The following is a 12,586-nucleotide window of genomic DNA, read 5'->3' on the forward strand; positions in this document are numbered from 1 at the left end:
CTGCAGTGCGGTACGCGGGACCTGAGTCCGGTGCGGAATCGTCGACCTGTCGGTCGGTCGTGCCACCATCGTGTTCGTCGCTCCACCACATGGCCGGACCACGAGGAGTTGTGTGAATCACCGGGAAACGAACCTCACCGACGGCAGCGGCGACTCCGAATCGGCATTCGCACCGCCGGCCGCATGGATTCCGATGAAGCTCCCACGACGCGGCGGCTTCACCGCGGATGTCGATCCCGTCGACAGCGGCGCAGGTACCGCACTCGAACAGGCCGTCGAGACGAACGAGGCGTACCTGAAGTGGGTGAGCTGGGAGTTGGTGAACGACCCCGAACCCAACGCACTCGTCACTGCTGCCAGAAGCTATCTGGCGGGAGACGTATCGGCGATCGGAGCCGCTGCCTTCCACGCGCTGATCGCACAATTCCTCGCGCCTGGAGACGGCCGCCTCGTCGTGGACGGATGGGTCGCCCGCCACGGCATGCCTTTCGCAGTCGAAGCGTTGCTCCTGTCCTCGGACCTGCGGAAAGTGCATATCAGAGTGGAGAAAATCGAAAACTCCTCGACATGGGAAAGGAGGGCCGTGCTCGAGTTCGCCGACTCGCCGGTCGTCGAGGGCGACGTTTACGAAGCGGATGCCACACGTTACACATACGTCGAGCAACTCGTGCGGTACGAGAATCTACATGATCAGCTGACCGGCACTCCCCGAGAACACATGCTCGAGCGGATGCGAGCGCTCCTGGCCACCGCGTCCGACGACGAGTACGCCGATGCGTTCGCAGTTGCGTCCACGTTGCGCACCGGCACCACTCGCCGTCTGACCGCGTCGTTTCTCTTTCCTACCGAACGTCGGTGGTCCGAAGACTTGATCACCGGATTCGACGAGGTCCCCTATCACTGGCACACCCAGCTCATCGCGTCGTCGAACACTGCCATCGAGCTTCAGCGGTCGTCCGGTTCGTACGGACGCCTCACCTGGATCGACGACGAAGACGTGCTGGCCGCAGCAGTGGACGGGGTCGGGATCGACATCGTCCCTCTGCTCACCGACGCATTCGACTCGCCGAATCACTACACCACTGCCGAGAACGACACCGTTCGGCTACGCGTCCTGGACGCACTGTCGGCGATACCCTCGGACTGCGCTTTCACAGCTTTGGTCGAACGGGCACACACGAAGAACGCGTTGCCTGCGATGACGCGCGCGAGCGCGCACTTCCCACGACGCGCGTTCCGCATTCTGGCACAAACGAATTCAGAGTTACTCGACCGGCACATTCGAAAATATCCGGACCTCGCCGCCCAACTGGCCCACACGCTGCCTCAGCGAGCCCGCCGTCGGATCGAGGAGTTGGCGACGATCATTCCGGAGGCGACGGACCTTCCGACCGTCCTCGCCGATCCGCCGTGGTCGAGCCGAAAGCAGGTGGTGCGCACACAGCCCGTCGAGGGACTCCGCACCGCACCCGTCTCTCGGCTGGACTGGCTGCCAGGTGAACTCGAAGAACTTCGGAACACCCCCCACGAGTATTCGTATACCGAGTGGGAGCAATACCGGCAGTACATCCGCGACCATGCAGCGAGTGGATTGAACGAGTGGCAGGCGTGGGTGATCTTCCTGATCGCTCCTGACGACGTGGCGCGCCCGCTGCTGACGCAGTGGCCGGGTGATTCACTCAAGGCGCCGCTGCGTGTAGTGGCCCGTTTCGGGATGGATGCCCTTCCGCTGATGCTGCAATTCGCCCGCGCTCGTCCCGGAGCGGCAGCACCCTACCTGATGCCGTTTGTCGATCTCGACGTGGCACGACTACAGGCCACCACGTTCGCAACCAGGAAGAATCTTCGCAAGTCGGCGCTGTCGTGGTTGATTCGCCACGCAGCCGACGCCGTCACATTGTTGGTTCCCGATGCGGTAGGGCCGATCGGGAGCAGGCGCGATCATGCCGAAGCTGCGCTCCGGGCCCTGTCCAGAGCCACGTCCAGGAAGATCGTGGTCGGCGGTGCCGCACAGTACGGCAGCGCCACGGCGGATGCCGTCGCCCAACTCGTGGACCTGGATCCGCTCGAGGTACTGCCCAAGCGTGTGCCCAAGATTCCGACCTGGGCAGACCTCGAGTCTCTTCCTCGAATTCTGACAGCGGATCGATCTGCCGTGCTGCCTGTTCGAGCGGTGTCGAGCATTCTCACGATGTGCGCCGTCAGCACCGCGGACGCCCCCTATGCCGGGCTCGAGATCACGTCGGCGTTCTGTGACCGGCCGACGCTTGCCGCTGCCGCGTGGGAACTGTTCGAACGGTGGTGGGGTTCTGGCGCACCGTCCAAGGACAACTGGGTGATCCTCGCACTCGGCCTGCTCGGCGACGATTCCACCATCGCCAGGCTGGCACCGCTCGTTCGTCGGTGGCCTGGCGAGGGCGGCGCGGTCCGGGCGCAACTCGGGCTCGATGCACTGGCCGCGTCGGGGTCTGCGCGGGCCTTGACCGAACTCGACCACATTTCTCGGAAGGTGAAGTTCGCATCGTTGAGAAACGGTGCCAGGCAGCGTGTCACCGAGATCGCCGATACTCTCGGACTAGATCTCGAACAGCTCGCGGACCGTACTGTTCCCGATCTCGACCTCGCACCCGACGGGACGACGACGTTCGATTTCGGACCGCGCAGCTTCACGGTCGGCTTCACCGAAACCCTTGTCCCGTTCGTGCGTGACGAGGCAGGCAAGAAGACCGCGGGACTACCCAAACCCATCGCCACGGACGACCCCGAGCTGGCCGACGCTGCGCGGAAGCGCTTCGCCGGCCTCAAACGCGAAGCCAAAGCTGTTGCCGCTGAACAGATCAAACGCTTCAATCGGTCGATGGTGATCGGGCGTCGCTGGTCCGGGGACGAGTTCACCGAATTCGTTCTCCGACATCCGCTCCTGATCCACATCGCACGACGGCTGCTGTGGGCGGCGTTCGACGGAAATTCCCGACCCACCGTCGTTTTCCGGGTGACGGAGGACGATACGTTCGTCGACGTCGACGGCAACACCGTCGAGTTGCCTGACAGACCCATCGGCCTCGTGCATCCGGCACACATTCCGGACACCATTGGTGCGTGGTCCGAATTGTTCTCCGATTGCGCTGTTCTGCAACCATTTCCGCAACTCGACCGGCCCGTTCATCACCTACTTCCCGGCGATGTGGACGGAAGTGGCTTGGTCCGATTCACCGGGGTGACCGCGACCGCGAGCCAGGCTCTGCGCTTGACGTTCCGGGGTTGGGAACCGGTGTGGGAGAACCCGGCTTCGTGGGGTCAGGGTCTTCGCTACCAGCTCACCGATACCGTGTCGGTACTTCTCGGCCTCGAACCGGGCATGGGGACCGGCGACCCGTACCACGGATACCCCGACCAGACACTCGTGTCCGTGCAGTTGCGCGGCGGAACTCTCGACGACGTCGACCCTGCGACAGCATCGGAACTCGTCGCGGATCTGGCCGGATTCGCGTCGTGACCGACCGGCTCCACCGAGCACCGTCCTGGATGTGGTTCACCGACGGTGTACGCGCGGTTCGTCACGATGGAGCTGACGTCACTGTAGAGATAGCTGTCCGAGCCGGAACTGATCTCATCAGGAACAACCCACTCCCCCTCTCCGTACCTCGACGTCGTCGCGACGGCAGTCCCCACGATAAACGGGGCAGGAAACGCAGCGAAGGCGCTGTACCCACGAGGGGTACAGCGCCTTCGCTGCGAGTTCGGAAATCGACGACTCAGTGCTTCTCGGGTCCGACGTAGTACTCGAACACGAGGCCGGCAGCTGCGGCCAGAACACAGACGACAGCAACGGCGATGAGCCAGGGCTGGAAGTAAGCCAGCGACACAGCGGCCAACGCAGCGGCAGCGGCAAGCAGGATCGGCCAGAAGCTACCCGGGCTGAAGAAGCCCAGTTCGCCGGAACCGTCCGAGATCTCGGCGTCGTCGTAGTCTTCGGGACGGGTGTCCAGTCGACGTGCGACGAAGCGGAAATAGGTTCCCACGATGAGCGTCAGTCCTGCGGAGAGAACGATGGCGGTCAGGCCGGCCCATTCGATGCCGGTGCGGGAGAATGCGGTGAACACTCCGTAGATGATCGCGACGAGAATGAAGAACATCGTCAGGATCTCGAAGAGCTTGGCTTCGATCTTCATATCAGCACTTGTCCTTGTTCAGTGAGCAGGCCGGCCGGCTCAGTTGCCTGCTGTGGTGGCGACGGTTGCCTGACGGTATTCGCGGTCGGTGTTGAACGGCGTGGTCGAGGTGGCGACCGGCGACTGACCGATGGCCGAGAGCGCCTCGGCGGTCGTGAGACCACCGTTGCCCTGCTCGTCACCCTTACGCAATTCGATGTACTTGGCGAAGTCCTCCGGCGATACTGCCCGGACCTCGAAGTTCATCATTGCGTGGAAGGTGCCACACATTTCGGCACAACGTCCGACGAATGCGCCTTCCTTCTCGATCTCACTGATCTGGAAGATGTTGTCGGAGTGGTTCTCCTTGGGGTTCGGGAGAACGTCGCGCTTGAACAGGAACTCCGGCACCCAGAAGGCGTGAATCACGTCGGAGGACGCGAGCTCGAACTGGATTCGCTTACCGGTCGGCAGGACGAGGATCGGAATCTCACTGCTGGTTCCGACGGTCTCGATCTTGTCGTAGCGCAGGTAGCTCAGATCCTGGACGCTGTTGCCGTGGATCGGGCCCGGAATTTCCTTGCCGTGCTCGTCGATGGTGGTCGCGTCGGTCTCGGCCGCAGCCTGGGCGTCGGCATCGATTCCGTTGTACGGGGCTGATCCGTCCTTCAGGTCGATGGTCCGGTACCCGAACTTCCAGTTCCACTGGAACGCCGTCACGTCGACGACGACATCGGGATTCTCAGTCCGCTCCAGAACGTGGTTCTGGACGATGACGGTGAAGTAGAAGAGAACCGCGATGATCACGAACGGAACCGCCGTGTATCCGAGTTCGAGCGGCACGTTGTACGCCGTCTGCCGCGGGAACTCCGGTGAGTCCTTCTTCTTACGGTGGAAGATGACGGTCCAGAAGACCAGCCCCCACACGATGACACCCATGGCGAGGGCAGCGATGACCGACCACGTCCACAGTTCACGCATGCGCGTCGCCTGCGGAGTGATGCCCGAGGGCCATCCGAAACGAAGCACCTTGTTGTCGATGGAGCAACCCGACAGAAGCAAGGCAGCAATGCCCAGAGATACTGCCAGCCCTGCTCGCCGAAGGATCCGACCTTGCGCCACGTTCACGCCTTCCTGATCGCCGCAAAATTCAACTAGGGCACGCCCGAAGGGAAGGCCCAATTACTACGCAGCGTAGACCAAAGCCGGCCATGATCCATCCTCGGGTCCTTGCCCGTGTCGCGTCTGACGTCACACACGTCTCTCAGGTGCAGCTCAGGAACTGCTCAGCGCGATTTGTGGACGTACATCACAGCGATTCGTTCCGCGCCGATCGGCCGGCGGCCGGATCTGCGGCATACTTTCGACAAGAGTTCGTAGACCTCTCCCGGCGGTCATGCGCGGGAGCCTGCTGATCAAGATAATCCTGAATCGAGGAACCGGACACTGTGTGTGGACTGCTCGGGTTACTGACTTCCCACGGGACCAACGACGATGCCGTCGCGAAGGTCGATCATGCGATGCACTGCCTTCGTCACCGCGGGCCGGACGAACACGGCACATGGCACGACGACGACGTGGTGTTCGGCTTCAACCGTCTCGCGATCATCGACATCGCTCACTCTCAGCAACCGTTGCGATGGGGCCCGCCGGAGGACCCGCAGCGGTACGCGCTGACGTTCAACGGCGAGATCTACAACTATCTGGAGGTCCGCGCGGAGCTCGCGAAGGACCACGAGGCGCAGTTCCGCACCGAGGGCGATTCCGAGGCGATAGTCGCGGCGTTCCACTACTGGGGCGAGGACGCGGTCCGTCGACTACGCGGAATGTTCGCGTTCGCAATCTGGGACACGAAGACGCGTGAGCTGTTCATCGCTCGTGATCAGTTCGGTATCAAGCCGCTGTTCATCGCGTCAGGTACCGGCGGCACGGCATTCGGCAGCGAGAAGAAGAGCCTGCTCGAGCTGGTCGATCTGATCGGAATCGGTACGGATCTCGACCCGCGCGCGATCGAGCACTACACCGTCCTGCAGTACGTTCCGGAGCCGGAATCGCTACACAAGGACATCCGGCGGCTCGAGTCCGGAAGTTTTGCGCGCATCCGGCCGGGTGAAACGCCGAAGATCACGCGGTACTTCACGCCCAAGTTCCCGGCGAAGCCGTTCGCGGCGGGCAGCGAGAAGGCCCGGTACCAGGAAATCGCCGAAGCCCTCGAGGATTCCGTCGCCAAGCACATGCGCGCAGACGTCACCGTCGGCTCGTTCCTCTCCGGTGGTATCGATTCCACCGCCATCGCGGCCCTGGCCATCCGCCACAACCCGAATCTGATCACCTTCACCACCGGTTTCGAGCGTGAAGGCTATTCCGAGGTGGACGTGGCTGCGGAGTCCGCCCAGGCAATCGGCGCCAAGCACGTCGTCAAGGTGGTCTCCCCGGCCGAGTTCGTCGCCGCGATTCCCGAGATCGTCTGGTACCTCGACGATCCGGTGGCGGATCCGTCGTTGATTCCGCTCTGGTACGTCGCCAAGGAAGCCCGCAAACACGTCAAGGTCGTTCTGTCGGGCGAGGGCGCGGACGAGTTGTTCGGTGGTTACACCATCTACCGCGAGCCGCTCTCGCTCAAGCCGTTCGAGTACCTTCCCGGACCGCTGCGTCGAGCGGCCGGCAAACTCTCCGAGCGCATCCCCGACGGCACCCGTGGCAAGAGTCTGCTCAACCGTGGTTCGTTGACCCTCGAGGAGCGCTACTACGGAAACGCCCGCAGCTTCAACGACGCACAGTTGCGCGCCGTGCTGCGTGATTTCCGCCCCGAATGGACCCATCAGGACGTGACGGCCCCGATCTACGCTCAGTCTCGTGACTGGGATCCGGTGGCACGGATGCAGCACTTGGATCTGTTCACCTGGCTGCGCGGTGACATCCTTGTCAAGGCCGACAAGATGACGATGGCCAATTCGCTGGAATTGCGGGTGCCGTTCCTCGATTCCGAGGTCTTCGACGTCGCCTCGCGGGTTCCGCTGGATCAGAAGATCACCAAGGATACGACCAAATATGCACTGCGGCAGGCACTGGAAGGCATAGTGCCGCATCATGTTCTACATCGAGCGAAGCTGGGCTTCCCGGTTCCGCTACGTCATTGGCTACGCGGCACCGAACTCTTCGACTGGGCGCATCTACAGATCGAAGAATCCGGCACCGATCACATCTTCGACAAGGCCGCGGTTGCGAAGATGCTCGACGACCACCGCGCCGGCGTGTCCGATCACAGCCGCCGGTTGTGGACGGTGCTGATCTTCATGGTCTGGCACGGCATCTTCGTCGAGAAGCGGATCGTTCCCGTGATCCAGGAACCGGCATATCCGATCAACCTCTAGGGACACAGCCCCTGTGCGCCTGTTCCGGTAGTCGGAACTGCCGGAAAGGCGCACAGGGAGCTACGCCGCCAGAATTGTCGCGATTTCCCCTGCCGCTTCCGGCCCGTAGGCGGCGGCGAGGCGCTCGAGTGCCTTCTCACGATCGAAGACCCATTCTTGGGTGCCGACGGTCTCGAGGACCAGAACGGCGACCAGAGAGCCCAGCTGCGCAGCGCGCTCGACGCTCAGGCCGGCACCGTGTGCGAGGAGGAAACCCGCGCGGAACGCGTCGCCGACGCCCGTCGGATCGACCTTGCCGTTCTCGGGGACCACGTCGACATGCACCAGGTTTGCCTCGGCATCGACGATGTCGACCCCCTTGGAACCGAGGGTCGTGACACGAATGCCGACCTGACCACGGATTTCTTCTTCCGTCAGACCGGTCTTCTGCTGAAGCAGCCCCCATTCGTATTCGTTGGTGAAGAGGTACTCGGCACCGTGAATGAGCTCTTTCGCTTCGTCGCCGGACAGTCGAGCGAGTTGCTGCGACGGGTCGGCCGCGAACGGGATACCGAGTGTGCGGGACTCCTCCGTGTGCCGCGCCATGGCGGCGGGGTCGTTCGCGCCGATCAGCACGAGGTCGATGTTCCCGGCTTCGGCCAGGGCCGCCAGGCTGATGTCGCGGGCCTCACTCATCGCTCCGGGGTAGAACGAGGCGATCTGGGCCATGTCCTCGTCGGTGGTGCAGACGAAACGGGCGGTGTGTGCGGTGTCGGAGACCCGCACGCCGGAGCTGTCGACGCCGTTGTCTTCCAGCCAGGCACGGTATTCGGCGAAGTCGGCGCCGACGGCACCGACGAGGAGCGGTGATCCGCCGAGGACACCCATCGCGTAGGCGATGTTGCCGCCGACACCGCCGCGACGGATGACCAGATCGTCCACCAGGAAGCTGAGCGAGATGTTGGCGAGCTGGTCGGCGACGATCTGGTCGGCGAAGCGGCCGGGGAAGCGCATCAGGTGGTCAGTGGCGATGGAACCGGTTACCGCAATAGTCACGGATCGAGGCCTTTCAGCTAAGGGTGAGTAGTGCCGAAAAAGTTCACGTTACCGCCTGTCGCGCCAGGTTCGGTGCCGAGCCCGGACACACTACTGGCGCGGAACCGCATTACGGTTCCGCGCCAGTGGCGACGGTGTTTACGTGCTGATCGACCGACTCAGTTGAACGAATCGCCGCAGGCGCAGGAACCCGTTGCGTTCGGGTTGTCGATCGAGAAGCCCTGCTGTTCGATGGTGTCGAGGAAGTCGATGGACGCGCCTTCGACATACGGTGCGCTCATCCGGTCCACGACAAGATTGACGCCGTTGAAGTCGACGGACAGGTCGCCGTCCAACGTGCGGTCGTCGAAGAAAAGCTGATACTTCAGGCCGGCGCAGCCACCGGGCTGCACGGCGATGCGCAGCGCGAGATCGTCGCGGCCTTCCTGATCGAAGAGCGCCTTCGCTTTGGCGGATGCGGCTTCGGTCATCTTGACGCCGTGGACGGCAGTCTCGTTCTGTACAGTCATGGGCTCTCCCTAGTGTTCGTGCCAACCCGTGAACGCTTCAACGGTACGCCGCTGCCGACTTATTCCCGCCAGTCCTACCGAGTGCAGTTCTTCTTCATACTATCCGCTCGGGCTCGGCCGGCAACGGTGCGGCGGTTGCATGTTTCACTCCGGGCCTTTGCCTCCATGTAGACGTCGGCGCGCCGCCTACCTCGGCGATCGTGGTGCCGGTGGTGCTGGTGGTTCGCGATCTTCGGGAAATACCGAGGTCGGTTTCCAGAACACCGAGTTATCCCATAGCCTGGGGGGGTGAAATTGCTACGCCGCGGTGACTCAGACAACTCCGATAAAAGTGACGTCGAGGTCACTGAGGCGTCTGCTGCCTCCGAAGCAGCACCTGTCGATCAGGTAGGGAAGGGGCGCCCGACGCCCAAGCGCCGTGATGCCGAAGCCAAGCGTCGCGGTCCGGTGGCACCGGCCCCACTGACCGCCAAGGAAGCGCGCGCCCGCCGTAAGGCCACCCGCGGCTCCAAGGAGGAACGCAAGGCAGACGCGGCCGAGCGCCGCGCCAATGCGGCCGACCGGCGCGCCCGAATGCTGGCGGGCGAGGACAAATACCTCCTCCCCCGTGACAAGGGGCCGGTGCGCGCCTACGTTCGTGATTTCGTGGACGCACGTCGGAACCTGGTCGGACTGTTCATGCCGTTGGCCCTCGTGCTGATCATGACGATGTTCGTCACGCCCGCACTTCAACAGATCGTCACTCTCGCCATGCTCGTGATGATGCTGTTCATGGTCGGAGAAGGAATCTGGCTCGGCCGCATGATCAACAATCGTGTCGTCGAACGCTTCCCCGACACCACCGACGGTGGGTTCAAACTCGGTTGGTACGCCTTCGTTCGCGCATCGCAGATCCGCAAGTTGCGGGCGCCCAAACCTCGCGTGGGCCCCGGCGACGCAATCTGAGCGTGAGAAACACGTGTCGAATCCTCGTCCTCGGCGGTGCGCGGTCCGGTAAGTCCGCGCACGCCGAGGATTTGGTTTGTGCGGGTCGACCGTCCGACGAGTCCGCATCGGTCCGATATCTCGCAACGGCCAGGCACGATGTCGCCGACGCCGACTGGGAGAGCCGGATAGATCAGCACCGCCGTCGGCGCCCTGATCACTGGTCGACCGTCGAGACGGCCACCCACGGCGACCTCGCAGCGCAGCTCGGCGACGATCCACACACCGCAACGTTGGTCGACGATCTCGGAACCTGGTTGACCACCGAACTCGATCGCGAGAACGCGTGGGATGCACCGCGTGGAACCGTCGCGCCCGCGACGAACAGCCTCGTCTCCAGTGTCGAGAAGTTCCAGGGCCGGCTGGTGCTGGTGAGCCCCGAGGTGGGTTTGGCCGTGATACCCGAAACACGATCCGGACGATTGTTCCGCGACGAAATCGGCTCCCTCAACGCCCGTATCGCCGCCGTGTGCGATCGCGTCGTGTTGGTGGTGGCCGGCTTGCCGCTCGTCTTGAAAGATTCTGCTGCACAACCGGAAGGCACGACGTGAGCACCGAAGAGACCTCGACCGGCAGTGTCCACTTCGCCGTGGTGACACCGCCGGACCGGGATGCCCGCACGCAGGCCGACGCCCGCCAGCGGAACCTGACCAAGCCGGCCGGATCGTTGGGCCGGCTCGAGGAATTGGCGGCGTGGGCCGCCGCCTGCCAGGGCGAGTGTCCTCCACACGCGTTCGCCAGGCCTCGCGTGGTGGTTTTCGCCGGCGATCACGGTATCGCCCGCAACGGCGTCTCCGCCTATCCGCCGGAGGTGACCGCGCAGATGGTCGCGAACTTCCTCGCCGGTGGAGCCGCGGTCAACGTCCTGGCCGAGGTGGCAGGCGCAAGCGTCCGGGTGGTCGATATTGCCGTCGACGGGGACACGGATCCGTCCGTCTCCCAGCACAAGGTCCGCAAGTCGTCTGGATCCATCGACCGCGAGGACGCCCTCACCGAGGAGGAAACCCTACGCGCGGTCGCCGCGGGGCGAGCGATCGCCGACGAGGAAATCGACAGTGGCGCAGACCTTCTCATCGCCGGTGACATGGGAATCGGAAATACCACTCCGGCAACGGTTTTGATCGCGTCGTTGACGGACAGCGAACCGGTGGTGGTCGTCGGCCGCGGTACCGGCATCGACGACGCCGGGTGGATCCGAAAGACTGCAGCCATTCGCGATGCGCTACGACGCTCTCGCCCCCACGCCCGTGATGCGGTCGCATTGTTGCGCACGTCGGCGGGTGCGGACATTGCCGCCATGGCGGGATTCCTGGCCCAGGCGGCGTCGCGTCGTACTCCGGTGATTCTCGACGGTGTCGTCGTCACGGCGGCGGCGATGGTCGCCGACGAGTTGGCTTTCGGCGCCCGTGAATGGTGGGTGGCCGGGCACCGTTCCACCGAGCCGGCACATTCGATCGCACTGACCCGAATGGGGCTCGAGCCGATCGTCGAGTTCGACATGCGTCTCGGTGAAGGTTCCGGGGCCGTGACGGCGCTGCCGATCCTGCAGGGTGCCGTGGCGATCCTGGGCAAGATGGCGACGTTCGGCGAGGCCGGAGTGAGTACTCAGGGTTCGGCCGTGGGCACCGAGTCCGACGTCCCGTCTCTCGATCTCACCGAACCCGACCCGGCACACTGATCGTGTCGGGTCCGCTGTCCGGTGTGCCACTGGCCTTCTCCTGGTTGACGGTACTGCCGGTTCGGGGCCCGTCCGACATCGACCGAACTTCAGGACGACGCGCGATCTCGGCAGCACCGCTGACCGGAATCGCGCTCGGCGCAGTGGCGTCCGCGATCTTGTGGGTGAGCACGGGCATCGGACTCGATCCGCACCTGGCAGGTTTGCTGACCGTCGGCGCATTGGCACTGCTGACTCGGGGCATGCATGTCGACGGTCTGGCCGACACGGTGGACGGACTCGGATGTTACGGACCGCCCGAACGTGCGCGTGAAGTCATGCACAGTGGTGGAGCGGGCCCGTTCGGTGTTGCCGCACTGCTGATCTGCCTCGGCCTGCAAGCGGTCGCGTTCGCCACCCTCGCTGCTGCCGACTCGCCCTCCGCGTGGTGGGCGGTCCTGTTCGCCGTGGCTGCCGGTCGGGTTGCCGTCGTACTCGCGTGTCGACGAGGCGTCGTCGCCGCAAGCCCGTCGGGTTTCGGTGCGCTGGTGGCAGATTCGCAGCGTTGGTCGATCACCGGGGCCTGGATTCTCGTCCTCGTCACGGCGTCGGTGGTTGTCACACCGTCGTGGTGGCTCGGTCCACTCGTCGTCGCCACGACCTTGCCGGTCGTCGCCGCGTGTGTGAACCACTGCGTGAAGCGGTTCGGCGGAATCAGTGGCGACGTATTGGGATTCGCCCTGGAGTCGACGGTGACGATCGTCGCGGTCGGGTTGACCCTCGGCTTCTGAGTGCACGGCCGGTGCGGCGTTGCGGATCGGGCTTCTCGCCTACCCCGACTGTCCGGTGGCAGCAGATCTCCTGTTCACCGATCAG

At 63.9% G+C, this 12,586-nt stretch carries 10 protein-coding genes; 6 read left to right on the forward strand and 4 right to left on the reverse strand.

The genetic code is table 11. The features are described 5' to 3' along the window. Positions 1-112 precede the first annotated feature (112 nt). The gene (locus ABH922_RS12505; RefSeq protein WP_424807221.1) at positions 113-3,496 is read left to right on the forward strand and encodes a DUF4132 domain-containing protein; all 3,384 of its coding nucleotides are present in this window, start codon (positions 113-115) and stop codon (positions 3,494-3,496) included. A gap of 259 nt (positions 3,497-3,755) precedes the next feature. Here the strand turns inward: ABH922_RS12505 and ABH922_RS12510 are convergent, their stop codons facing one another. Together ABH922_RS12510 and ABH922_RS12515 are read right to left on the reverse strand one after the other, a co-directional pair. Continuing rightward, positions 3,756-4,172: a cytochrome c oxidase subunit 4 gene (locus ABH922_RS12510; protein WP_424807222.1), complete on the reverse strand. Its 417-nt coding sequence runs from the start codon at positions 4,170-4,172 to the stop codon at positions 3,756-3,758. Between the two features lie 39 nt (positions 4,173-4,211). Continuing rightward, positions 4,212-5,279 (reverse strand): cytochrome c oxidase subunit II, encoded by a 1,068-nt coding sequence (locus tag ABH922_RS12515; protein ID WP_424807223.1) that lies wholly within the window; start codon positions 5,277-5,279, stop codon positions 4,212-4,214. Between the two features lie 320 nt (positions 5,280-5,599). Here ABH922_RS12515 and asnB point away from each other — a divergent pair, with 320 nt between their 5' ends. After that, positions 5,600-7,525 carry an asparagine synthase (glutamine-hydrolyzing) gene (gene asnB / locus ABH922_RS12520; protein WP_424807224.1) on the forward strand — a complete coding sequence of 642 codons (1,926 nt, stop codon included), beginning with the start codon at positions 5,600-5,602 and terminating at the stop codon, positions 7,523-7,525. Positions 7,526-7,585: 60 nt separating this feature from the next. On the opposite strand, the gene ABH922_RS12525 is transcribed toward asnB, so the two are convergent. Continuing rightward, positions 7,586-8,560, reverse strand: coding sequence for a carbohydrate kinase family protein (locus tag ABH922_RS12525; protein WP_424807225.1), 975 nt, complete (start codon positions 8,558-8,560; stop codon positions 7,586-7,588). Positions 8,561-8,718: 158 nt separating this feature from the next. Continuing rightward, the gene (locus ABH922_RS12530) at positions 8,719-9,069 is read right to left on the reverse strand and encodes a HesB/IscA family protein (protein WP_424807226.1); all 351 of its coding nucleotides are present in this window, start codon (positions 9,067-9,069) and stop codon (positions 8,719-8,721) included. Between the two features lie 288 nt (positions 9,070-9,357). Here ABH922_RS12530 and ABH922_RS12535 point away from each other — a divergent pair, with 288 nt between their 5' ends. The 4 genes from ABH922_RS12535 to ABH922_RS12550 are packed head-to-tail and all read left to right on the forward strand — an operon-like array spanning position 9,358 to position 12,501. Then, a complete protein-coding gene (locus tag ABH922_RS12535) occupies positions 9,358-10,014 on the forward strand; it encodes a DUF3043 domain-containing protein (protein WP_424807227.1) in 657 nt (218 codons plus the stop codon). Positions 10,015-10,016: 2 nt separating this feature from the next. Beyond that, complete coding sequence (gene cobU / locus ABH922_RS12540; RefSeq protein ID WP_424807228.1) at positions 10,017-10,604, forward strand: bifunctional adenosylcobinamide kinase/adenosylcobinamide-phosphate guanylyltransferase; 588 nt, start codon at positions 10,017-10,019, stop codon at positions 10,602-10,604. Beyond that, positions 10,601-11,731, forward strand: a complete 1,131-nt coding sequence (gene cobT, locus ABH922_RS12545) for a nicotinate-nucleotide--dimethylbenzimidazole phosphoribosyltransferase (RefSeq protein WP_424807229.1) — start codon at positions 10,601-10,603, stop codon at positions 11,729-11,731. Before cobU ends, cobT begins: the two co-directional genes overlap by 4 nt. Positions 11,732-11,733: 2 nt before the next feature. Continuing rightward, positions 11,734-12,501, forward strand: a complete 768-nt coding sequence (locus tag ABH922_RS12550) for an adenosylcobinamide-GDP ribazoletransferase (protein WP_424807230.1) — start codon at positions 11,734-11,736, stop codon at positions 12,499-12,501. Positions 12,502-12,586: the final 85 nt, after the last annotated feature.

This window comes from Rhodococcus sp. 27YEA15, from assembly GCF_049739425.1.
Classification (GTDB): Bacteria; Actinomycetota; Actinomycetes; order Mycobacteriales; family Mycobacteriaceae; genus Rhodococcus_F.